We start from the raw sequence: 21,859 nt of genomic DNA, 5'->3' as shown, positions 1-21,859 counted from the left end.
CGTCGGCTCAGACGGCCCGGTTGCGGCGGCTCAGCGCGTAGGCGCCGCCGCCGAGCACGACCACGGCCGCGCCGACGCCGACCAGCGGCCACACGGTGCCGCCGTCGTCCTCGGCGGTGGCGGCGGAGCCCTCGTCGGCCGCCGCGGAGTCGTCGGAGGGCAGGGTGAAGGCGACGGCCTGCTCGTCGGCGGGGACCTGGGCGTTCTTCACCGGCTCGCCGCAGCCGGTGGCGGGGTAGCCGTCGATGGCGCAGGTGAGCCCGGACTCGACCCGGACCTCCGTGATCTCGCCGAGGATGTCCTGGGTGCTGGCCAACTGGTCGACGACCGCGCACTCGGCACGCGGTTGCGGCGGGTTGCCGTTGCCCTCGTCGGTGCCGTAGTCGAGCACGACGGCGACCCGCTTCTCACCCGCGGCGGCCTCCTGGTCGGCGCAGACGGTGTCGAAGCTGACCTCGGCCAGGTCGACCCGGGGCTCGATGCCCTGGGTTTCGGTGGAGGTGCCGTAGCGGAACGCCTCGACGGCGCCGTCCTTCGGCTGGTACTCGGCCGGGCCGTCCATGGAGAACTCCCAGGCGTCGTTCTCGAGGTGAAAGTAGTTCCAGTACTGGTAGCCGTCCTCGGCGTGGGCCGCGCCCGCGAAGCCGGTGACGGCGAGGCAGGCGAGGAGCGCGGAGGCGAGGGCGCCGACGATGCGGCGGAGGGGAGAGCTGGCCACGATGGCCCTTTCTTGCGGCGGTGCACATGACGAGACCGGACCGCCGGGCCTGCCGGACGACGTCCGCACCTGCCCTGATCCGGCTCCGTCCCGTAGACCTCGACGGATGGTGGGAGCCGCTGCACTCGTCTGGTCTTCCGGCTCTCCGAGCTCACGCTCGGACCACGGTTGCGGGTCAGCGCCGGCTTCTGACCGGCTTTCCCACACGAGGGCAGTGATGGGTAGACAGTCGCATGCCGCCTGCGGGGCGTCAAAGGGGTCTCGCGGATTTCCGGCGTTAGGCTCGCCACATGACGAACTCTCTCGAGCCTTCCGGTTTCCCTGGTGAGTCCGCCTCCGGGTCGTCCTCGCGCTGGTGGTGGCGCCTCGAGGACGCCTCCGGGAACGAGGTCCGCGCGTCCGACGCGGCGCAGGAGTTCCCCTCGCAGAGCGACGCGGAGTCGTGGGTGGGGGAGGCCTGGCGCGAGCTCCTCGACGACGGCGTGGACGCGGTGACCCTGTTCGAGGGCGACCGCGAGGTCTACGGCCCGATGAGCCTCCACGCCAACACCTGACCCCCTCGTCGAGGCGTCACTCGTTCGGCGTCGAGGCGTCAGTCGTGAGCCGTCGAGACGTCACCCGTTCCGCAGGTCCGTGGAGTCGTATTGACGCAGCCATGCGAAAGCGTATTGCTTCGTATATACGAATCCCGTAGAGTAAAAGAATGCCGGCCACCCTGCGCCCCTTCCCCTTCGAGACCCCGATCGCCCCGGACGCCCTGATCGACCGTCGCGAGGAGCTCCGCCGCCTGAGCCAGGCCGCCGAGGAGCGCGTGCACGTCCGCCTGGCCGGCCCCCGGCGCTTCGGCAAGACCTCCCTGCTGCTCGCGCACGCCCAGGGGCTCCAGGGCGCGGGCTGGCGCACCGTGCACGTCGACATGTACGGCGTCACGTCGCTCGCCGAGATCTGCGTGCGGATCGCCTCGTCGTACTCCCGGCTCCGCGACGGCAGGCTGCGCGCGCACCTCGACTCGCTCGGCAGCCGCCTCGGCCTCTCGCTGACCCCGGCCGGTCCGGGGCTGACCCTCGGCCCGCGGCAGCGGGTGCCCAGCCCGGAGGCGACCCAGACCGCCGCGGCGGAGCTGCTCGACCTGCCGCTGACCCTGTTCGAGCGCGACCGCATCCCCACGCTCGTGGTCTTCGACGAGTTCCAGGACCTGCTCACCGCCGGCACGTCGCTCGACGGGCTGCTGCGCTCGCACGTGCAGTACCACGGGGACGCGGCCGTCTACATCTACGCCGGCTCGCAGCCGTCGCTGATGCGCAAGCTGTTCAGCGACCGGGAGCGGCCGCTCTACGGCCAGGCCGAGCCGCTCGAGCTCGGGCCGCTGCCCCTCGACGACGTGCTGGTCGAGCTCAGCGAGCGGTTCGAGGAGCTCGGCGAGGATCCGGTCGGCGCGCTCGCGCCGCTGATGTCCACCGCCGCCGGCCACCCGCAGCGCACGATGCTGCTCGCGCACCTGCTGCACCGCGAGCTCTCCGCGCGCGCCCAGGGGACGACCACGCTGCCCGAGGGGGCCGAGGTCGAGGAGATCGCGCTCGCCGACGCCGTCGTACGACGGGCGCTGTCCATGACCAACGAGGCGCACCAGGCGGTCTGGGACGGGCTGTCGGGCGGGAAGAAGGCGGTGCTCGTGGCGCTGGCCGACGGCGACTCGCCCACCGGCACGACGACCGCGCGGCGTCTGGAGACCTCGCGCGCGACGCTGCAGAGCGCGCTGCGCGAGCTCGCCAAGGAGGGCCAGCACGTGACGCGCGACGGCGACATGGCCCTGTGGCGGTTCGTCGACCCGCTGCTCGCACTGTGGGTGCGCCAGCGCGGCCGCACCTACTGAGCGTCCCCCGGCCCGAGCCCGCGCCGGGCCCCCTCGGGCGACCGCCCCCTTGTAGGGCTGCGGACCAGCGGTTAGCGTGCCAAGCGGGAGTGACGCACGTCACAGCCCGCCGGGGTCGTCCCGACGACCCGCCCTGACACGGCTCCACGGGGGAGTGGTCCAGATGCAGGCGACCTTGACCAGGCGCATCGTGGCCGAGGCGGTCGGCACCGCCCTGCTCGTCCTCGTGGGCACAGGCTCGGTGGTCGCGGCCCTCACGCTCGGCGGAGGCGAGCTGGACTACGCGGGGCTCGGGTTCATCTCGCTGGCCTTCGGCGTCGTGGTCGCCGTCGTCATCTACGGGTTCGGACCGGTCTCCGGGGCGCACATCAACCCCGTGGTCACCCTCGCCCTCGCCGTGACCCGGCGCTTCCCGTGGGCCGAGGTCGTGCCCTACGTGCTCGCGCAGGTCGTGGGCGCGGTGGTCGGCTCGTTCGCCGTGGTGGCGGTGTTCGGCACCGGCGCGGCTGATCTCGGGCTCGGCGCGACCTCGCTCGGCGAGGGGGTGTCCTTCGCCCAGGGCATGGCGGCCGAGGCCGCCGGCACGTTCCTGCTGCTCTTCGCCGTGATGGCGCTCGCGGTCAACTCGCAGGCGCCCCTGGGCTGGGCCGGGCTGATCATCGGGCTGGCCGTGACCGCCGCGATCCTGCTGATCGCCCCGCTCACCGGCGGCTCGCTGAACCCGGCGCGCACCTTCGGCCCCTACGTCACCCTCGCGATCTTCGGGGACGGGCCCGACTGGGCTCAGCTCCTCGTCTACTTCATCGGCCCGTTGTTCGGGGCGGTCGCCGCCGTCCTCGTCTTCGACTTCGTCGCCCAGACCCGCGCCGCGGAGATCCCGGCGGCCGAGGAGTCCTACACACCGAGCCCGGGAGAGGAGAGCTGAACCCCGCACCGCCGAGCACGCACCGCACGACAGCACACAACCACCGCAGTGCCCCGACGCACTGGCAACGAAAGGAATCTCCATGACGGGGAACCGCGTAGTCGTCTACAAGGGTCCTGGGGAGGTCGCGGTCGAGGCCGTCGACTACCCGAAGCTCGAGCTGCCCGAGGACGTGGTCAACGGCCTGGGCCTGAAGAAGAAGGCCCCGCACGCCGCGATCCTCAAGCTGGTCACCACGAACATCTGCGGCAGCGACCAGCACATGGTCCGTGGCCGCACCACCGCACCCGTCGGTCAGAGCCTGGGCCACGAGATCACCGGCGAGGTGGTCGAGGTCGGGGAGGACGTGCTCTTCGTGAAGGAGGGCGACATCTGCTCGGTGCCGTTCAACATCGCCTGCGGGCGCTGCCGGATGTGCAACGAGGGCAAGACCGGCGTCTGTCTCAACGTGAACCCGGCCCGCGCCGGGGCCGCCTACGGGTACGTCGACATGGGTGGGTGGATCGGGGGGCAGGCGGAGTACGTCATGGTGCCCTTCGCGGACTTCAACCTGCTGAAGTTCCCCGACCGTGACCAGGCGCTGGAGAAGATCCTCGACCTGACGATGCTCTCCGACATCTTCCCGACGGGCTACCACGGCGCCTACACGGCCGGGACCACCACCGGTTCCACCGTGTACGTCGCCGGGGCGGGTCCCGTGGGCCTGGCGGCCGCGTACTCCGCGCAGGTGCTCGGCGCCTCGGTCGTGATCGTCGGTGACATGAACGCCGAGCGCCTCGCACAGGCGAAGAGCTTCGGCTGCGAGACCGTCGACCTGAGCTCGGGCAACGAGCTGGTGGACATGATCGAGCAGATCCTGGGGGAGCCGGAGGTGGACGCCGCCGTCGACGCGGTCGGCTTCGAGGCGCGTGGTCACGGGGCCGACGCCGCCGAGGCGCCCGCGACGGTGCTCAATGACATCATGTCCATCTCGCGGGCGGGTGCCTCGCTGGGCATCCCCGGCCTGTACGTCACCGGGGACCCGGGCGGCATCGACGAGAACGCCAAGGTCGGCCAGATCGGCGTGCGTCTGGGTCTCGGCTGGGCCAAGTCGCACTCGTTCACGACCGGACAGTGCCCGGTCAAGCGCTACAACCGGCAGCTGATGAACTTGATCCTGGCCGACAAGGCGCACATCGCGAAGGCGGTCAACGCCGCCAGGATCGGCCTGGACGACGCTCCGGCCGCCTACCGGGAGTTCGACAAGGGAGCTGCGAAGAAGTACGTGATCGACCCGCACAACATGGTCGCCTGAGCGAGCGGACGCACCCGGGGAGAAACGAGGCGCCGGCGCCGGCCCATGAGGGCCGGCGCCGGCGTCCGTCGTACGGGCCGAGCCCGGCTCAGCCGAACTCGCGGCGCTGCGGGGAGACGGTCTTCGACGCGTCGCGCTCGATGACGCCGTCGAGGATCTCGTCGATCTGCTTCATCGCGGAGTCCTCGATCTTCACCCCGGCGGCCTTGACGTTCTCGGTGACCTGCTCGGGACGCGAGGCGCCGATGATCGCCGCGGACACGTTGGGGTTCTGCAGCACCCAGGCGACGGCGAGCTGGGCCATCGAGAGGCCGGCCTCGTCGGCGATCGGCTGCAGCTGCTGGACGCGGCTGAGCACGTCGTCCTTCATCCAGCGCGAGATCATGTCCGACCCGCCCTTGGCGTCGGTGGCGCGCGAGCCGGCGGGCGCGTCCTGGCCCGGCTTGTACTTGCCGGTGAGCACGCCCTGCGCGATCGGGGACCAGACGATCTGGCCGATGCCGAGCTCCTCCGAGGTGGGCACCACCTCGGGCTCGATGACCCGCCAGATCATGTTGTACTGCGGCTGGTTCGACACGAACGGGATCCGCAGCTCGCGGGCCAGGGCGTGGCCGCGCCGGATCTCCTCGGCGGTCCACTCCGAGACGCCGATGTAGTGCGCCTTGCCCGAGTGCACGACGTCGGCGAAGGCCTCCATCGTCTCCTCGAGCGGGGTCTCGTAGTCGAACCGGTGCGCCTGGTAGAGGTCCACGTAGTCGGTGCCGAGCCGCTTCAGGGAGCCGTTGATCGACTCCATGATGTGCTTGCGGGAGAGCCCGTGGTCGTTGTGCCTGCCGGGGCCGGTGGGCCAGTAGACCTTGGTGAAGATCTCCAGCCCCTCGCGGCGCTCGTCCTTGAGGGCCTTGCCGAGGACGGTCTCGGCGGCCGTGTTGGCGTAGACGTCGGCGGTGTCGAAGGTCGTGATGCCCTCCTCCAGCGCCTGGCGCACGCACGCCAGGGCGGCGTCCTCCTCGACCTGCGAGCCGTGGGTGAGCCAGTTGCCGTAGGCGATCGCCGAGATCTTCAGACCGCTCGATCCAAGATTGCGAATTTCCATGGTTCCGACCCTAGCCACCCGCCACAACGCCGTACGGCGGTGTGCCGCGCCGTGACCGCTACCGTGGGCGCATGATCGTCGCCTTCAGCATCAGCCCGTCGTCCGGGGACGAGACCGGTGGTGTCAGCGAGGCGGTCGCCGACGCCGTCCGCGTCGTGCGCGAGTCCGGGCTGCCGTGCGAGACCAACGCGATGTTCACGAACATCGAGGGGGAGTGGGACGAGGTGATGGCCGTGGTGAAACGGGCCGTCGACGTCGTCGCCGCGCGTTCGCCCCGGGTCGGCCTCGTGCTCAAGGCCGACATCCGGGCGGGCCACACCGGCCAGCTCACCGCGAAGGTGGAGCGGATCGAGGACCGGCTCAGTAGCGCTCGGGGAGACGCTGACCGATCTTGACCTTGGGCTTCGGCAGCCGCAGGAAGCGCAGCTGCATCGAGCGCAGGATCCCGTAGAACACCGCGCCCTTGGTGCCCTCGTCGCCGAACCGCTTCTTGAGCTCGCGCTTGAGCTTGATGACCAGCAGGATCGTGTCGACGAGCACGAGGATGATCGTGGCGGACCAGAGGCCGTTGCTGAAGCCCTGGAGCGTGGCGTTGCCGGAGTACTGCATCACCATGATCACGAGCAGCAGCGGCAGCAGGAACTCCGCCATGCACAGCCGGGAGTCGACCCGGTCGCGCACGAAGCTGCGAACCGGACCCTGGTCGCGGGCCGGGAGGTAGCGCTCGTCGCCGGTCTTCATGCCCTGCCGCATCCGGGCGTTCTCCTGGGCACGCCGCTCACGCAGCTGGCGGGCGGCCTCCTTCTTGTTCCCCGGGGACTTCGCGCGCGCCTTCGCGGCTGCCTCCGCCTCGCGGCGGCTGGGGGTGGGGCGGCCCTTGCCGCCTTGCTTGGCCTCGGCGGAGGCGGAGGAGGCGGTGCTGTCTTCGGGCTTCGTACGACGGAACAAGGCTGGCCTTCTGCTCATCGGAGGGGGCTGTGTCCGCCCCGGGTTTGCCGCCCAGCGTACCCGCGGGAACCTGCTGCCCCAGCGGCACGTTGCACCGTAGGGTGGAAGCGACGCATCCAGCCACGAACCTGAAGGGGGTCCGCACTCCATGAGCCTCATGAAGCGCATCAGCCTGATCTTCCGATCCAAGGCCAGCAAGGCTCTCGACCGTGCCGAGGACCCGCGCGAGACCCTCGACTACAGCTACCAGCGGCAGATCGAGCTGCTGTCCAAGGTACGCCGCGGGGTGGCCGACGTCGCCACCAGCCGCAAGCGCGTGGAGCTGCAGGTCGCCCAGCTCGAGCAGCAGTCCCAGAAGCTGCACGACCAGGCGCAGAAGGCGCTGTCGATGGGCCGCGAGGACCTCGCCCGCGAGGCGCTGACGCGCAAGTCCGGCCTCCAGGGCCAGATCAGCGACCTCAAGGTGCAGCACGCCCAGCTCCAGGGCGAGGAGGAGAAGCTCACCCTCGCCTCGCAGCGGCTCCAGGCCAAGGTCGAGTCCTTCCGCACCAAGAAGGAGACGATCAAGGCCACCTACACCGCCGCCGAGGCGCAGACCCGCATCAACGAGGCGTTCTCCGGGATCTCCGAGGAGATGGGCGACGTCGGCATGGCCGTGCAGCGCGCGGAGGACAAGACCGCGCAGATGCAGGCCCGCGCCGGTGCGATCGATGAGCTGATCGCCTCGGGCGCGCTCGACGACGTCAGCTCCCACGGCCAGGGCGACGACATCGCCCGCGAGCTCGACGCGATGTCCAAGGACTCCGACGTCGAGGCCGAGCTGGCCGCGCTCCGCTCGGGCACGAGTGGTACGGCGCAGCCGGGTGCGATCGAGGCGGGGGAGACCACTCCGTCCTCCCCGCAGCTCGCCGCCGAGCGGGAGAAGGAGGAGGGACAGCCATGATCGTGCGCATTCTCGGAGAAGGTCAGTGGGACGTCTCCGAGGAGCACCTCACCGCGCTGAACGACCTCGACGAGGTGGTGGAGGCCGCGGTCGAGAACGGTGACGAGGTCACCTTCTCGCAGAGCCTCGCCGCGCTCCTCGACGGGGTCCGCAAGCACGGCGCCGTACTCCCCGACGAGTCCCTCGTGAACTCCGACCTCATCCTGCCCCCGGCCGACGCGACCATCGACGAGGTCCGCGCCCTGCTCAGCGACGAAGGGCTGATCCCGGGCTGATGGCACACTCCCGCTTCATCAAGGACACCGGGCTGACCGCGCGGATGACGCTGGTCATGTTCCTGCTCGGCGCGCTGTTCGTCGGGCTGGTCGTGGGGCTGATGTACGCGCTGCCTAACTACGCCTTCCTGATCGGGGTCATCGGCCTCGGCATCGCCTGGTTCCAGTGGTACAACTCCGACACCCTGGCGCTGAAGGCGATGCGCGCCCGGGAGGTCTCGCCCGAGGAGGCCCCGGAGCTGCACGGGATGATCGACCGGCTCTGCGCGATGGCCGACATGCCCAAGCCGCGGGTCGCGATCGCCTACACCGACCTGCCCAACGCGTTCGCCACGGGCCGCTCGCCGAGCCGGGCCGCGGTCTGCGTCACCACCGGGATCCTCGACCGGCTGACCGCGGAGGAGCTCGAGGGGGTGCTCGCGCACGAGCTCTCCCACGTGGCGCACCGCGACGTGCTGGTGATGACGCTGGCCTCGTCGGCCGGCATCGTCGCGGGGATGGCCACCCGCGGCGCGCAGTACGGCGCGATCTTCGGGGGCGGGCGGCGCAGCGACAACAACGGGGCGGGCGCCTTCGGGTTCCTGATCGCGCTCGTGGTGAGCCTGGTCGTGTACGCGATCAGCTTCTTCCTCACCCGGCTGCTCTCGCGCTATCGCGAGCTGTCCGCAGACCGCGCCGGCGCCTTCCTGACGCAGAAGCCCTCGGCCCTCGCCTCGGCGCTGACCAAGATCACCGGGGAGATCGCCGCGATCCCCACCCGCGACCTGCGCTCGGCGCAGAGCATGAACGCGTTCTTCATCGCCCCGGCGATCAGCGGCGCGACCCTGTCGACGCTCAGCTCGACCCACCCTTCGCTGGAGCAGCGGATCGAGCAGCTCGCGAAGGTCTCCGCGGAGCTCGGCCGGCCGATGGACGGCGGCTTCCCGTCGCCCGGACCGGAGCTGTGACGGTGGGTCGTTTCCTCGACTCGCTCCTGGGCCGCAGCAAGCCCGTCGCGGCCAACCTGGACGCGCTCTTCGCGCTGCCCTCAGCGGCGATAACCCTGCAGACGGCCGCCGGGTTCCAGCCGACCGGCGTGGGCTCGGTCTGCTACCGGGAGGCGGAGGGGGCGGCGTTCGCGCAGACGCAGGGCGACATCGTCGCGCTGCTCGACGCCGACGAGGGCCCCGACGTGGAGCGGACCACCGACAGCTTCGGCTTCACCTGGCTGGTCACCCGGCAGGACCCGTCCGACCTGTCCGCGCTGGTCACCGACCTGCACGCGGTCAACACCACGCTCGAGGCGCAGGGGTTCGGCCAGGGGCTGCTCTGCTCGCTGGTCGGGTTCACCGACGCGGCCGGCCGCCGGCTGGGGCTGGTCTACCTCTACAAGCAGGGCACGTTCTACCCGTTCGCCCCGCAGGAGGGCCAGAGGCGCGACAACCTGCTGGAGATCCAGGTCCGGGACCTGCTGGGCAGCGACCTGCCCCTCGAGCCGCAGCTCAGCAGGTGGATGCCCGTCTGGGGCGCCCCGGGCCTGTAGCCCAGGACGCCCCAGCGGTTCGTGCTCGGGTCAGTCCCTGCCGTCGCGGTCGTCGTTCGGGTCGCTGTTCGGCTCACCGCGGGCGTCGTCGCCGTCGAGGCCGAGCTCCTCGGAGCACGCGGGCCAGGCGCCCCAGCCCTGCCCGTCGAGGACCTTCTCGGCCATGTGGACCTGCTCGGCGCGGGTCGCCTGGTCGGCCCGGTCGGCCCAGTGGTCGCCGCCGTAGGCGTCCCAGGTGTCGCCGGAGAACTGCAGCCCGCCGTAGTAGCCGTTGCCGGTGTTGATGTCCCAGTTCTTGCTGGACTCGCACTCGGCCAGCCGGTTCCAGGTGGTGTCGCTGGCGGCCTCGGCCGGCGCGGCCATCAGGACGGGGGCTGCCACGGCGGTGGCGAGCGTCGCGGTCGCGGCGGCCACGCGGCCGTGGCGGCGGTGCTGGGCGGTGCGGGTGGTGCGGGTGCTGGGGAAAGTTCGCATTCGATCGCTCCTCGTCCGGAGCCTGCGGCAGCGCTACGCGCCACTCCCACCCGCCGGTGTTTCCTCGACGTCCGGTCCGCCGGTGGGTGGGAGAAGGCTGCCGTGCGGACCTCGGGGCAAGTGCTCGACGTTACGCATCATGCGAAATGACGCAAGTCGGGCACGCCTGGGACGTGAGGAGTCACACAACTGGGACGAGGGGTACGGCGGTCAGGCGGAGGCGGTCCTCGCCGGCAGGTCGAGCATCCGCTGCAGGGCCACCTTGGCCCACCGCTCGGTGTCGGGGTCGACCTCGATCACGTTGACCACGTTCCCGGCTACGAGGTTCTCCAGCGCCCACACCAGGTGCGGGAGGTCGATGCGGTTCATCGTGGAGCAGTAGCAGACCGTCCGATCCAGGAACACGATGTTCTTGTCCGGGTGGGCCGCGGCCAGGCGCTGGACCAGGTTGAGCTCGGTCCCGATCGCCCAGGTCGAGCCGGCGGGAGCGGCCTCGATGGTCCTGATGATGAACTCGGTCGAGCCGACGAGGTCGGCGCGGGTGACCACCTCGTGCCGGCACTCGGGGTGCACCAGGATGTTCACGTCGGGGACCGTGGCCCGCAGCTCGTCGACCACGTCGGCGGAGAACCGGCCGTGCACCGAGCAGTGGCCCTTCCACAGGATGATCCGGGCGTCACGCAGCTGCTCGGCGGTGAGCCCGCCGTCCGGCCGGTGCGGGTCCCACACGACGCAGTCGTCGAGGGACATCCCGAGGTCCAGCACCGCGGTGTTGCGGCCGAGGTGCTGGTCTGGCAGGAACAGCACCCGGGTGTGCTCGCCCGGGGTGGCGGGCTCCTGCGCGAACGCCCACTCCAGCGCGACCTTCGCGTTGCTGGAGGTGCAGACCGCGCCGCCGTTGCGACCGCAGAAGGCCTTGATGTCGGCCGACGAGTTCATGTAGGTGACCGGCACGACGCTGTCGGCGATGCCGGCCGCGGCCAGCGCGTCCCAGGCGTCCTCGACCTGGGAGAGGCGGGCCATGTCGGCCATCGAGCACCCGGCGGCGAGGTCGGGGAGGACGACCTGCTGGCCCGGTCCGGTGAGGATGTCGGCGGACTCGGCCATGAAGTGCACGCCGCAGAACACGATGTACTCCGCCTCGGGCCGGGCGGCGGCGTCGCGGGCGAGCTTGAACGAGTCTCCGGTGACGTCGGCGAAGGCGATGACCTCGTCGCGCTGGTAGTGGTGGCCGAGCACGAACACCCGGTCGCCGAGCGCCTCCTTGGCGGCGCGGGCGCGGGCCACCAGGTCGGGGTCGGAGGCGGCGGGGAGCGAGCCGGGGCAGTCGACACCGCGCTCGGAGGCGGCGTCGGAGCCGCGGCCGAGCACGAGCAGGGGCAGGTCGGTCGTGGTCACGAGACAGAGTTTTTCACACGGTCACAAACCTCAGAGGAAGTGTCCACTCGGCAGGTACGGCATCGGCGGTCTCATCCCGCGGAAAGCCAGGTAACCGGTGTTGTACAGGTCCAGACGCGCGGCCATCCCGACGTCGACCGCCCACTCGTTCTCGGCCGAGATGTGGGCGATCGAGCAGGGGGTGTCGGGGGAGGAGGCCGCCAGCGCCTCCCAGAGCAGGTCGGTCGCCGTACGCCGGTTGGTGGCGGCGAGCAGGTAGGTCCCGCCCCCGGGCGGCACGTACGCGTAGCCCGAGCCGGTGGTCCGATCCACCACGACGAGCCTGAAGAGCGAGGTGAGCACCTCGTGGTCGGGCCCGTGCGCGGCGTCGCGGACCTGCCGGTCCACGGAGTTCATCAGGTCGATGTCGGCGAGGCTGCCCTCGCGGACCCGCTCGACCACCGGCAGCACGTCGCGCGGCACCTGGCCGGTCATCAGCATCGCCGGGTGCAGCGTGAAGCCGGCCGCCCGGTAGCGGCGCGCGGCCTTGGGGTCGGCCGAGGCGGCGAGCATCGCCCGCAGGCAGCCGTCCCCGTAGGAGAGCGCGGCGTCGAGCAGCTGCCGGCCGACCCCGCGGCCCTGGACCCCGGGTCGGACCACGAACGTGGCGAGGATCCAGGTGACGTCGCGGCGCAGGGCCGCGGCGGCGCCGACCAGCCCGGAGCGGTCCTCGGCCACCCAGCACCCGCCGGGGTCGTGGGCCAGGATGTGCTCCATCCGGCGCTGCCAGCCGGCTGCCCTGGCCTCGCTGCGCATCTCCGGCTCCGGCCAGGACCGCGGCAGGGTCCGCGAGTCGAGCTCGTAGAAGCCCTCAGCGGCCAGGCGCTCGACGGCGGGGACGTCCTCGGGGCGCATCGCGCGCACGTAGTAGTCGGCATCCACTGCGCCAACCTATCGAGCAGCCGGCCTCGCGGCAGGGCAGGATGGGGGTATGCGCGTCCTCATCGCACCCGACAAGTTCGCCGGCACGCTGACCGCGGTCGAGGCCGCGGAGGCCATCGCGGAGGGGTGGCGCCGCCGCGCCCCGGACGACGAGCTGGTGCTCGTGCCGATGGCCGACGGCGGGCCCGGCTTCTGCGACGTCCTGCACGCCTCGCTCGGCGGTGACCTGCTCGCGGTCACGGTGAGCGGGCCGTACGGCGAGCCGGTCCCGGCGACCGTGCTCGTCGCCGACGGCACGGCGTACGTCGAGAGCGCCCAGGCCTGCGGGCTGCACCTCACGCCGAAGGAGGAGCGCGACCCCGAGCGCGCCACGACCCGCGGGGTCGGCGAGATGGTGCTCGCCGCGGTCGACGCGGGCGCGAAGACCGTCGTGGTCGGCCTCGGCGGCTCCGGCACCAACGACGGCGGGGCCGGCATGCTCTCCGCGCTCGGCGCGGTCGCCGAGCCTGGCGGGGCGATGGACCGCGGCCCCCGCGGCCTCCCCGACCTCACCGCGGTCGACCTCGCCCCGGCCCGCGAGCGACTCGCGGGTGTGCGGCTGGTCGCCGCCACGGACGTCGACAACCCGCTGCTCGGCCTGATCGGCGCGACCAGCGTGTTCGGCCCCCAGAAGGGAGTCACCGAGGACCGGAAGCAGGCCGTGGACGCGATGCTGGAGGGCTTCGCGGCGCTGGCCGACAAGAAGCTCGCGCTCGCCAAGGGGGCGGGTGCGGCCGGCGGGCTCGGCTACGCGCTGCTGCTGGTCGGGGCGACCCGCGAGCCCGGGATCGCCCTGGTCGCGGACGCGGTGGGCCTGCCCGACAAGGCCCGGGCCGCGGACCTCGTGATCACCGGGGAGGGCGCCTTCGACTTCTCCTCCCGCTCCGGCAAGGTCCCCTCGGGGGTGGCCGCGGTGGCCGCGGAGGCGCTGCAGCCGTGCATCGCGCTCGCCGGGCAGGTGCTGATCGGGTCGCGCGAGATGCGCACCGTCGGCATCGAGTCGGCGTACAGCATGGTCGAGCTGGTGGGGGAGGAGGCGTCGTACGCCGACCCGGCCGGCAGCCTCGCCGCGCTCGCCGAGCGTGCGGCGCGGACCTGGTCCCGCTGAGGCCCACGGCGGACGGCGGGCGGGATCCGGCGTCGTTCTTGGGAATAAGCGGGGATGTGCGACCATTGAACCGAGCAGTTCTTCTGTCCAGATTTTGGGAGTCGCACGATGACCGAGCAGGTCGAAACCACCGAGTCGCAGATCCGCACCGACGGCATCAACCTCAGTGACACCGCCGCCTCGAAGGTGAAGAGCCTCCTCGAGCAGGAGGGGCGCGCCGACCTCGCGCTCCGTATCGCGGTGCAGCCCGGTGGCTGCTCCGGCCTGCGGTACCAGCTCTTTTTCGACGAGCGGACCCTCGACGGAGACGTCGTCACCGACTTCAACGGCGTGGCCGTGGTCGTGGACCGGATGAGCACCCCCTACCTCCACGGGGCCACCATCGACTTCGTCGACACCATCGAGAAGCAGGGCTTCACGATCGACAACCCGAACGCCACGGGCTCGTGCGCGTGCGGGGACTCGTTCCACTAGGCGCCCCCGCTCCACCGCTTTCCCGAGAAGCCCTCACCGGTCGCCGGCGGGGGCTTCTCGCACGTCCGGGACACCCTGCTGCGCCCCGCTTCCGCCCGCTCTGTCCTGGCCCGTCTGCCCGTCCGCTGGTCCGATCGCGCCATTGTGGCACTGCGCCGTCTCTTGGTTGTTTGAGAGGCGTGCCGCGCCCCGCGGCGCGACTCGACGACCAGCAGAGGGGGTCGCAGTGATGCGACAGGTAGGAAAGTCACGCAGGACGGCCGCGGCGGTCGCGGTGGCCGTGGCCGCGGTGCTGATCGGCTCGGCGCCGGCGCCCGGCGTCGCGCAGGAGCAGTCGATCTCCGGGCTCAAGGGGCCCCGGGGGCTCGACTTCGGCCCCGGCGGACGGCTGATCGTCAGCCAGGCCAACGGTGCCTACGGCTCCGTGGAGCGCGGCGGTGAGGGGCGGGGGACCTTCCACCGGCTCGGCAAGGTGCCCAAGTCGTTCGTGGCGCCCGCCCTGGACATGAACCGCAGGCGGGAGCTGTTCGTGCTCGCACCGGCAGGACCCGCGAAGCAGGGCCTCAGCACGCTCTACCGCTGGACCCGCGCCGACGGCCAGGAGAAGGTCGCCAACATCGTGCGCTACCAGCGCACCGACCCCGACCCGTTCAACCTCGCCCAGTCCCCGTCGGAGAGCAACCCGTACGGCGTCGCGGCGCTCGACGACGGGTCCGCGCTGGTCGCCGACGCCGCGAACAACGACCTGCTGCGCGTGCGCCCGAACGGCAAGATCTACACCGTGGCGCGGGTCAGGCCGCGCACCGTCGAGGTGCCCGACGGGCTCGGGGACAACGCCCCGCCGGCCGGCACGCGCATGAGGGCGGAGGCGGTCATCACCTCGGTCACGGTGGGGTCGGACGGCTACTACTACATCGGCGAGCTGCGCGGCTTCCCGGCCACCCCGGGTACGTCGGCGGTGTGGCGGGTCGCGCCGAACGCGCACGGCGCGGTCTGCAACCCCAAGCGGCCGGACAAGGGCGCCTGCCGCATGTACGCCGACGGGTTCACCTCCATCGTCGGGCTCGCCGCCGGCCGCGGCCGCGCGCTCTACGTCGCCGAGCTCTCCAAGAAGAGCTGGCTGGCCATCGAGGACCCGAACGCGCCCAGGTCGGCCTTCGTCGGCAGCGTGATCCGGGTCGGCCGCGACACCGACAAGCGCCGCGACCTCAAGTCCGGGAAGATCCGCCTCCCCGGTGACGTCGCGGTCAGCCGCCGGGGCGCGGTGATGGTGACCACGCCGATCTTCGGCGACGGCGTGATCAGGCGGGTCCGTTGAGCACGGCGTAGCCCGACCGGGCGACGCCCGGAGAGGCAGCAGGGACCTCCGCCTGTGACGGGTGGGGGTCCCTGTGACTTCTGCCCGGTTTGCATGACCCGAACACGCCATGGCGGACCGCGAAATCTCGTCATTGAGCGACTAGCGCCGCCGATGCTTGAGTAAAGGCGGTCACCGAGAGGTTGGCCGGCAGCCGTATCACGCATCGGTTGCCCAGGGGATTGATCGGCTGGCCCAGGTCCTGCCCTCTCGTACGGGGCAGGACCCGGGCCAGCCGGTTGCACAAGTCTCCGCGAAGATCCTCGCCCGGTCGAGGGCGGGTCGGTTCGGGGTGGCTCAGTCGAGGTGCAGGTGCAGGGCGGCGCCGAGACGGGCCGCCGCGTCGCTCACCGCGATGGTCGGCTTCGCGACGTCACGGGGGTAGTCCTCGAAGCGGATGCTCGGGGCGGGCCGGGAGGCCGCACGAGCCGCCCGCTCGGCCGCCGTACGCCGGGCCGGCAGGTGCAGCGCCGACTCCACCGCCTGGCAGTCGGAGGCCATCTCGCTCGAGCTGGACGCGTCGTCGTAGGCGAGTCGCTGGTAGGTCATACCCCCAACCTAGGCGTTACCAGCGAGTGTCGGCACCGGTACCCGCGGGTAGTGTTCTGCGTGTCCGCACGCCCCCCGTGATGCTCGAGGAACCCCCTGTGTCGCTGCTCGTAACCGGCTCGATCGCCACCGACCACCTGATGTCGTTCGGGGGCAAGTTCTCGGACTCGCTCGTGGTCGACCAGCTCGACAAGATCTCGCTGTCGTTCCTCGTCGAGGACCTCGACGTACGGCGGGGCGGCTGCGCAGCCAACATCTCCTTCGGGCTCGGCTGTCTCGGGCTGCGCCCGATCCTGGTCGGCGCGGTGGGGGAGGACTTCGTCGACTACCGCTCCTGGCTCGAGCGGCACAACGTGGACTGCGAGTCGGTGCACGTCTCCGACAGCAAGCACACGGCCCGCTTCGTGTGCACCAACGACGCTTCGATGGCGCAGATCGCCTCCTTCTACCCGGGCGCGATGAGCGAGGCCCGCGAGATCGAGCTCAAGCCGGTCGCGGACCGGATCGGCGGCGTCGACTACGTGCTGGTCGGCCCCAACGACCCCGAGGCGATGCTCCGGCACACCGACGAGTGCCGCGACCGCGGGTACCCGTTCATCGCCGACCCGTCGCAGCAGCTCGCCTTCGGCGACGGCGACATGATCCGCGAGCTGATCGACGGCGCCGCGATCCTGTTCTCCAACGAGTACGAGTCCGCGCTCATCGAGCAGAAGACCGGCTGGAGCGCCGACGAGGTGCTCTCCCGCGTGGGCACCTGGGTGGTCACGCTGGGCGCCGCGGGGGTCCGGGTCGAGCGCAAGGGCGAGGACCCGATCGTCGTCGCCGCGGTCCCCGAGATCGCGAAGGTCGAGCCGACCGGGGTCGGCGACGCGTTCCGGGCCGGGTTCATGGCCGCGCTCGCGTGGGGGCTGTCGCTGGAGCGGGCCGCGCAGCTCGGCTGCCTGCTCGCGGTCTACGTCGTGGAGAAGGTCGGCACGCAGGAGTACAGCCTGCACCAGGCCGCGTTCGTGAAGCGGTTCGCCGACACCTACGGCGAGGCCGCCGCGGCCGAGGTCGCCGCGCACGTGCGGACGCCCCGCCCGTAGCGGTCGCCCGCCAGTCCGCGGCCCCGGGCCGGCTAGCGCAGCCGCCGTACGACGTACCGCGGCACGCCGTCCTCGGCGACCCCCTCGCCGACGTACTCCTGCTCCCGCATCCGGCACCACGCCGGTACGTCGGACCGGGCGGCCGGGTCCTCGGCGACCACCGCGAGGCTCTGCCCGACGGCGACGTCGCCGATGTTGTTCGCGAGCCGGATCACCGGCAGGGGGCAACGCATCCCGCGGCAGTCGAGCTCGAGGTCGGCCGGCGGCGTCCCGCCCGGGCCGTGCCGCGCCTCGCCGGACGCGTTCACCGGACCCCCGCCCGTGCGCGGATCTCCGCTACGACGCCCGGCAGCACCTCGAGGAACCGCTCCACGTCGTCCGCCGTGGTGTCCCGGGTCAGGGAGACCCGCACGTTCCCGTGGGTGAGCACGCCCATCGCCTCGAGCACGTGCGAGGGGGCCAGCGTCGACGCGGTGCAGGCGGAGCCCGAGGCGACCGCGAAACCGCGCCGGTCCAGCTCGGTCACGACCGCCTCCCCGTCGACGTAGAGGCAGGAGAACGTGACCAGGTGGGGGAGCCGCGCCGCCGGGTCGCCCACGACCTCCACGTCCGGGACGGTCGCGGCGACCCGGTCCCGGATCCGGTCCACGAGCGCGCGCTGCCGGGCGTCGAGCTCGTCGCGCTCGGCCAGACGCGCCTGGAGCGCGGCGGCCGCGGCCAGAGCCGCCGGGACGTTCTCGAAGCCGCTCACCCGCGGGTCGGTCCGGTCGTCGGTGGGGAAGGGGGCGCGCCAGCGGGCGCCCTTGCGCACGAGCAGCACACCCACGCCCGCCGGCCCGCCCCACTTGTGCGCGGAGGCGGCGGCCGCGGACCAGCCCGGTGGCAGGTCCGTCCGGCCCGTCGAGGCGGCCGCGTCGACGAAGACCGGGGTGTCGCCGGCGCCGGCGTAGACCTCTTCCAGCGACTGCAGCGTGCCCACCTCGTGGTTCGCCGACTGCACCGCCACCGCCCCGGCGGGCCGCTCCAGCGCGGCGGCGAGCGCGCCCACCGCCAGCCGGCCGTGGCGGTCCACGCCGACCGGGTCCGTCGTACCGCCGTGCTCGCGCGTCCACCAGTCACCCGCCGCGAGCACCGCGGAGTGCTCGACGGCGGAGTGGACCAGACGTGTGCTCACCCGCGCGCGGCCCCGGAGCAGGCCGAGGACGCCGAGGTGGACGGCCGCGGTACCCGAGGAGGTGAAGCTGACCTCGTCGTCGCGGACGCCGAGGCAGGAGGCGACCACCGCGCGGGCGTTGTCGAGCAGCAGCCGGGCGTCCCGGCCCCGCCCGTGGAGGCGGAGCGGGTCCGCGAAACCGGTGTCGAGCGCGGCCAGCAGGGCCTCTCGCGCGGCCGGGTGCAGCGGCTCGGCGGAGGCCGCGTCCAGGTAGCCGTGGCCGCCCGTCGCCGGGGCCCCGGTCGAATTGGTCACACCGGGAACCTACCGGCCTACCTGAGCGACGGGCGAGGATGTCTCGGTAGTAATGTTCGGTGCTGACCGTCGTCTTTGAGAGAGAGGCTCGTTCGTGGGTCTGCAACTCCCCAAGCGTGCACGGAAGCTCAGCGCGCGGACCGGCACCGCAGTGCTTGCCTCCGCCGGACTGCTGATGCTGGGTGCGTGCTCCAGTGAAGACCAGGACCAGATCAGGCGCCTGGCGATGCCGGTACCGGCCACGGACCGTGCCCCCCTCATCGACGACCTGTGGAAGGGCGCCTGGCTCGCGGCGATGATCGTCGGCGTCGTGGTGTGGGGCCTGATCCTCTACGCCGCGTTCAAGTTCCGCCGGCGTCACGAGGACGAGATCCCGGTCCAGACGCGCTACAACCTGCCGATCGAGATCCTCTACACGGTCGCCCCGGTCGTCATGGTGCTGGTGTTCTTCTACTTCACCGTGCAGACCCAGAACGACGTCCTGGCCACCGCGTCCGAGTCCGGCGAGGCCGACCACACGGTCGACGTCGTGGGGCAGCAGTGGTCCTGGTCGTTCAACTACCGGAACGAGGAGTCGGTCGGCTCCACCGACGAGACCGACGACGTCTACACCGTCGGCACGACCGCCGAGGCGCCCACGCTGGTCCTCCCGGTCGGCGAGTCCGTGGAGGTCAACCTCTCCTCGCCCGACGTCATCCACTCCTTCTGGGTGCCCGCGTTCCTGTTCAAGATGGACGTGGTCCCCGGTCGCGACAACGCCTTCTCCTTCACTCCCACCCGGGAGGGCAGCTACGTTGGTAAGTGCGCCGAGCTCTGCGGCGTGTACCACTCGCGGATGCTCTTCAACGTCGAGGTGGTCAGCGTGGAGGAGTACGAGCAGCACCTGCAGGATCTCGCCGACCAGGGCAACGTCGGCACCGTCCTCGGTGGCTCCGACGCAGTCACCCAGCCGGGGCGCGAGGACCAGGTCCACGACGACGAAACCTCTGAGCTAGGAGATGCGCAGTGAGCGGCGCAACATTCGAGGCAACCCGTCCGTACGGACGCACGGTCCGCAAGCCCCTGGGGCAGCAGATCGTGCGGGTCATGACGACCACGGACCACAAGCTCATCGGGAAGCTGTACCTCGGTACGTCGTTCGCCTGGTTCATGGTCGGCGGCCTGATGGCCATGATCATCCGGTCCGAGCTGGCGTTCCCCGGTCAGCAGGTCGTGAACGACGAGCTGTACAACCAGCTGTTCACGATGCACGGCACGATCATGCTGCTGCTGTTCGCGACCCCGCTGTTCTTCGGCTTCGCCAACGTGATCATGCCGCTCCAGATCGGCGCCCCTGACGTCGCGTTCCCGCGCCTGAACATGTTCAGCTACTGGCTGTTCCTGTTCGGCGGCCTGATCGCCGCGTCGGGCTTCCTGACCCCGCAGGGCGCGGCGGACTTCGGCTGGTTCGCCTACACCCCGCTCTCCAACGAGGTCCGCTCGCCGGGCGTCGGTGGTGACCTGTGGATCATGGGTCTGTGGCTGGCCGGTCTCGGCACGATCCTCGGTGCGGTCAACTTCATCACCACGATCATCTGCATGCGCGCCCCCGGCATGACCATGTTCCGGATGCCGATCTTCGTCTGGAACGCGCTGGTCACCAGCCTGCTCGTGCTCATCGCGTTCCCGATCCTGGCCGGCGCGCTGCTCTCGCTCGAGGCCGACCGGCTCCTCGGCGCCCACGTCTTCGACGCCGCCAACGGTGGCCCGATCCTGTGGCAGCACCTGTTCTGGTTCTTCGGGCACCCCGAGGTCTACATCATCGCGCTGCCGTTCTTCGGCATCATCACCGAGATCCTGCCGGTGTTCAGCCGCAAGCCGATCTTCGGGTACGTCGGCCTGGTGGCCGCGACCCTCGGCATCGCGGCGCTGTCCGTGGCCGTGTGGGCGCACCACATGTTCGTCACCGGCGCGGTCGACCTGCCGTTCTTCTCCGGCATGACGTTCCTGATCGCCGTACCGACCGGCGTGAAGTTCTTCAACTGGATCGGCACCATGTGGGGCGGCTCGATCTCCTTCGACACCCCGATGCTGTGGTCGATCGGCTTCCTCACCACCTTCCTGTTCGGTGGTCTGACCGGCGTCATCCTGGCCTCGCCGCCGCTGGACTTCCACGTCTCGGACTCCTACTTCGTGGTGGCGCACTTCCACTACGTGGTCTTCGGCACCGTGGTGTTCGCGATGTTCGCCGGCTTCTACTACTGGTGGCCGAAGATGACCGGCAAGATGCTCGACGAGCGTCTCGGCAAGGTCCACTTCTGGCTGCTGTTCATCGGTTTCCACACCACGTTCCTGGTGCAGCACTGGCTGGGTGTCGAGGGCATGCCGCGTCGGTACGCCGACTACCTGCCCGGTGACGGCTTCACCACGCTGAACCAGGTGTCGACCATCGGCGCCTTCCTGCTCGGCGCCTCGACGCTGCCGTTCCTGTGGAACGTCTACAAGTCCGCGAAGTCGCCGCTCGTCGGCGTGGACGACCCGTGGGGCTGGGGCCGCTCGCTGGAGTGGGCCACCTCCTCGCCGCCGCCGCGGCACAACTTCGTGAGCCTGCCGCGGATCCGCTCGGAGTCGCCGGCGTTCGACCTGCACCACCCCGAGGTCGCGGCGCTGGAGATGGTCGAGAACGAGGCGCTCCGCAGCGAGGACGACCTCGTGGACGCCCCGGACGTCTCCGGCCGCAAGGGCCACTTGGAGGAGCGGATGGCCGGCGAGACCGTCGAGCACGCCGCTGAGGACGCGCAGAAGCGCCACGACGAGGACGGACACCGATGAAGGCCGAGACTTACATCTTCGGGATCAACGCGGTCTTCTTCGCCCTCGTTGCCCCCGCCTACTGGTTCATCACCCAGGACCCGACCGGTACGTCGGCGCTGGTCATGACCGCGCTGCTCACCGTGCTGGTGACCTTCTACCTCGGCTTCCACGCCTCGCGCATGGAGCCGCGGCCGGAGGACAACAAGGTCGGCGAGATCGCGGACGGCGCCGGGGAGCTCGGCTTCTTCCCGCCGTACAGCTGGTGGCCGCTGTGGTGCGCGATGACCCTGGCCGTGATCGTGCTCTCGGTCGCCTTCGGCGCCTGGTGGCTGTTCGTGATCGGCGCCGGTCTCGGCACCGTCGCCCTCACCGGCTGGATCTACGAGTACTACCGGGGCGAGCACGCCCACTGAGCCCTTCCCTGGCCCGGCCCCGGCCGGCTCCGCAGGGTAGCTCGACGCGCGGTGACGGTCCTCAGTGTGAGGACCGTCACCGCGCGTTTTTCTGACCTGACGCGTGCCGTTGTTACGCTGGTGAGGCCCGTGCAGTCTCCGAGGGGAACCCATGCCCGTTCGTCACGTCCTTCCCGCGCGCTCCGA

25 protein-coding genes are annotated in these 21,859 nt (G+C 71.2%); 16 read left to right on the top strand and 9 right to left on the bottom strand.

All coding sequences use genetic code 11. From position 1 onward, the window contains the following. Positions 1-7: 7 nt before the first annotated feature. Complete coding sequence (locus K1X13_RS03260; protein WP_221023586.1) at positions 8-718, bottom strand: SCO2322 family protein; 711 nt, start codon at positions 716-718, stop codon at positions 8-10. Positions 719-1,008: 290 nt separating this feature from the next. On the opposite strand from K1X13_RS03260, the gene K1X13_RS03255 reads away from it, so the two are divergent. The 4 genes from K1X13_RS03255 to fdhA all read left to right on the top strand — a co-directional run bounded on the left by K1X13_RS03255 (position 1,009) and on the right by fdhA (position 4,810). After that, the gene (locus tag K1X13_RS03255; RefSeq protein ID WP_225914503.1) at positions 1,009-1,272 is read left to right on the top strand and encodes a hypothetical protein; all 264 of its coding nucleotides are present in this window, start codon (positions 1,009-1,011) and stop codon (positions 1,270-1,272) included. A gap of 149 nt (positions 1,273-1,421) precedes the next feature. Beyond that, positions 1,422-2,591: an AAA family ATPase gene (locus tag K1X13_RS03250; protein ID WP_221023585.1), complete on the top strand. Its 1,170-nt coding sequence runs from the start codon at positions 1,422-1,424 to the stop codon at positions 2,589-2,591. A gap of 175 nt (positions 2,592-2,766) precedes the next feature. After that, complete coding sequence (locus K1X13_RS03245; protein WP_221023584.1) at positions 2,767-3,516, top strand: MIP/aquaporin family protein; 750 nt, start codon at positions 2,767-2,769, stop codon at positions 3,514-3,516. An 82-nt stretch (positions 3,517-3,598) separates the two neighbouring features. Beyond that, on the top strand, positions 3,599-4,810 hold the full coding sequence (fdhA, locus tag K1X13_RS03240) for a formaldehyde dehydrogenase, glutathione-independent (RefSeq protein WP_221023583.1): 1,212 nt from the start codon (positions 3,599-3,601) through the stop codon (positions 4,808-4,810). Positions 4,811-4,898: 88 nt separating this feature from the next. Here fdhA and K1X13_RS03235 read toward each other — a convergent pair whose 3' ends face one another. Continuing rightward, positions 4,899-5,906, bottom strand: a complete 1,008-nt coding sequence (locus K1X13_RS03235; protein ID WP_221023582.1) for an aldo/keto reductase family protein — start codon at positions 5,904-5,906, stop codon at positions 4,899-4,901. 71 nt (positions 5,907-5,977) lie between these two features. Between K1X13_RS03235 and K1X13_RS03230 the strand changes: the two genes are divergently transcribed. After that, positions 5,978-6,301 (top strand): thiamine-binding protein, encoded by a 324-nt coding sequence (locus K1X13_RS03230; protein ID WP_221023581.1) that lies wholly within the window; start codon positions 5,978-5,980, stop codon positions 6,299-6,301. On the opposite strand, the gene K1X13_RS03225 is transcribed toward K1X13_RS03230, so the two are convergent. Next, positions 6,267-6,854, bottom strand: a complete 588-nt coding sequence (locus K1X13_RS03225) for a DUF3043 domain-containing protein (protein WP_221023580.1) — start codon at positions 6,852-6,854, stop codon at positions 6,267-6,269. The genes K1X13_RS03230 and K1X13_RS03225 overlap by 35 nt on opposite strands. Positions 6,855-7,002: 148 nt before the next feature. Between K1X13_RS03225 and K1X13_RS03220 the strand changes: the two genes are divergently transcribed. From K1X13_RS03220 to pspAB, 4 genes are read left to right on the top strand one after another with little or no spacing between them, the layout of a single operon-like run. Beyond that, a complete protein-coding gene (locus tag K1X13_RS03220) occupies positions 7,003-7,797 on the top strand; it encodes a PspA/IM30 family protein (protein ID WP_221023579.1) in 795 nt (264 codons plus the stop codon). Beyond that, positions 7,794-8,072, top strand: a complete 279-nt coding sequence (pspAA, locus tag K1X13_RS03215; protein WP_221023578.1) for a PspA-associated protein PspAA — start codon at positions 7,794-7,796, stop codon at positions 8,070-8,072. Before K1X13_RS03220 ends, pspAA begins: the two co-directional genes overlap by 4 nt. Next, positions 8,072-9,019 carry a zinc metalloprotease HtpX gene (gene htpX / locus K1X13_RS03210; RefSeq protein WP_221023577.1) on the top strand — a complete coding sequence of 316 codons (948 nt, stop codon included), beginning with the start codon at positions 8,072-8,074 and terminating at the stop codon, positions 9,017-9,019. The genes pspAA and htpX overlap by 1 nt, the downstream gene beginning before the upstream one ends. Before the next feature lie 2 nt (positions 9,020-9,021). After that, positions 9,022-9,594, top strand: a complete 573-nt coding sequence (gene pspAB, locus K1X13_RS03205) for a PspA-associated protein PspAB (protein ID WP_221023576.1) — start codon at positions 9,022-9,024, stop codon at positions 9,592-9,594. A 30-nt stretch (positions 9,595-9,624) separates the two neighbouring features. On the opposite strand, the gene K1X13_RS19555 is transcribed toward pspAB, so the two are convergent. From K1X13_RS19555 to K1X13_RS03190, 3 genes are all read right to left on the bottom strand, one after another. Further along, positions 9,625-10,068, bottom strand: a complete 444-nt coding sequence (locus tag K1X13_RS19555) for a transglycosylase family protein (RefSeq protein ID WP_221023575.1) — start codon at positions 10,066-10,068, stop codon at positions 9,625-9,627. A gap of 210 nt (positions 10,069-10,278) precedes the next feature. Then, entirely contained in the window at positions 10,279-11,466 is a 1,188-nt protein-coding gene (gene nadA, locus K1X13_RS03195; protein ID WP_221023574.1) for a quinolinate synthase NadA, read from the bottom strand. A 30-nt stretch (positions 11,467-11,496) separates the two neighbouring features. Beyond that, positions 11,497-12,387, bottom strand: coding sequence for a GNAT family N-acetyltransferase (locus tag K1X13_RS03190; protein WP_308249366.1), 891 nt, complete (start codon positions 12,385-12,387; stop codon positions 11,497-11,499). Between the two features lie 49 nt (positions 12,388-12,436). Between K1X13_RS03190 and K1X13_RS03185 the strand changes: the two genes are divergently transcribed. The 3 genes from K1X13_RS03185 (at position 12,437) to K1X13_RS03175 (ending at position 15,326) form a co-directional block, all read left to right on the top strand. Then, positions 12,437-13,534, top strand: coding sequence for a glycerate kinase family protein (locus K1X13_RS03185; RefSeq protein ID WP_221023573.1), 1,098 nt, complete (start codon positions 12,437-12,439; stop codon positions 13,532-13,534). Between the two features lie 108 nt (positions 13,535-13,642). Further along, positions 13,643-14,008: an iron-sulfur cluster insertion protein ErpA gene (erpA, locus tag K1X13_RS03180; protein WP_221023572.1), complete on the top strand. Its 366-nt coding sequence runs from the start codon at positions 13,643-13,645 to the stop codon at positions 14,006-14,008. A 229-nt stretch (positions 14,009-14,237) separates the two neighbouring features. Beyond that, positions 14,238-15,326 carry a ScyD/ScyE family protein gene (locus K1X13_RS03175; RefSeq protein ID WP_221023571.1) on the top strand — a complete coding sequence of 363 codons (1,089 nt, stop codon included), beginning with the start codon at positions 14,238-14,240 and terminating at the stop codon, positions 15,324-15,326. A 336-nt stretch (positions 15,327-15,662) separates the two neighbouring features. On the opposite strand, the gene K1X13_RS03170 is transcribed toward K1X13_RS03175, so the two are convergent. After that, the gene (locus tag K1X13_RS03170; protein WP_221023570.1) at positions 15,663-15,914 is read right to left on the bottom strand and encodes a hypothetical protein; all 252 of its coding nucleotides are present in this window, start codon (positions 15,912-15,914) and stop codon (positions 15,663-15,665) included. A 98-nt stretch (positions 15,915-16,012) separates the two neighbouring features. Between K1X13_RS03170 and K1X13_RS03165 the strand changes: the two genes are divergently transcribed. After that, positions 16,013-16,999: a carbohydrate kinase family protein gene (locus tag K1X13_RS03165; protein WP_221023569.1), complete on the top strand. Its 987-nt coding sequence runs from the start codon at positions 16,013-16,015 to the stop codon at positions 16,997-16,999. Between the two features lie 32 nt (positions 17,000-17,031). On the opposite strand, the gene K1X13_RS03160 is transcribed toward K1X13_RS03165, so the two are convergent. Together K1X13_RS03160 and K1X13_RS03155 are read right to left on the bottom strand one after the other, a co-directional pair. Continuing rightward, entirely contained in the window at positions 17,032-17,307 is a 276-nt protein-coding gene (locus tag K1X13_RS03160; protein WP_308249365.1) for a sulfurtransferase TusA family protein, read from the bottom strand. Continuing rightward, positions 17,304-18,467 (bottom strand): cysteine desulfurase family protein, encoded by a 1,164-nt coding sequence (locus tag K1X13_RS03155; RefSeq protein ID WP_221023568.1) that lies wholly within the window; start codon positions 18,465-18,467, stop codon positions 17,304-17,306. Before K1X13_RS03155 ends, K1X13_RS03160 begins: the two co-directional genes overlap by 4 nt. Positions 18,468-18,561: 94 nt before the next feature. Here K1X13_RS03155 and ctaC point away from each other — a divergent pair, with 94 nt between their 5' ends. From ctaC to K1X13_RS03140, 3 genes are read left to right on the top strand one after another with little or no spacing between them, the layout of a single operon-like run. Continuing rightward, the gene (gene ctaC, locus K1X13_RS03150; protein ID WP_308249364.1) at positions 18,562-19,476 is read left to right on the top strand and encodes an aa3-type cytochrome oxidase subunit II; all 915 of its coding nucleotides are present in this window, start codon (positions 18,562-18,564) and stop codon (positions 19,474-19,476) included. Between the two features lie 53 nt (positions 19,477-19,529). After that, positions 19,530-21,278, top strand: coding sequence for an aa3-type cytochrome oxidase subunit I (gene ctaD, locus K1X13_RS03145; RefSeq protein ID WP_264082271.1), 1,749 nt, complete (start codon positions 19,530-19,532; stop codon positions 21,276-21,278). Then, the gene (locus K1X13_RS03140) at positions 21,275-21,673 is read left to right on the top strand and encodes a cytochrome c oxidase subunit 4 (RefSeq protein WP_221023566.1); all 399 of its coding nucleotides are present in this window, start codon (positions 21,275-21,277) and stop codon (positions 21,671-21,673) included. Before ctaD ends, K1X13_RS03140 begins: the two co-directional genes overlap by 4 nt. Positions 21,674-21,859 lie beyond the last annotated feature (186 nt).

It is taken from the genome of Nocardioides jiangsuensis (genome assembly GCF_019679455.1).
GTDB lineage: Bacteria > Actinomycetota > Actinomycetes > Propionibacteriales > Nocardioidaceae > Nocardioides_C > Nocardioides_C jiangsuensis.
Note: the sequence above shows the minus strand (reverse complement) of the source record. Positions and strands in the feature narration are given on the sequence as shown.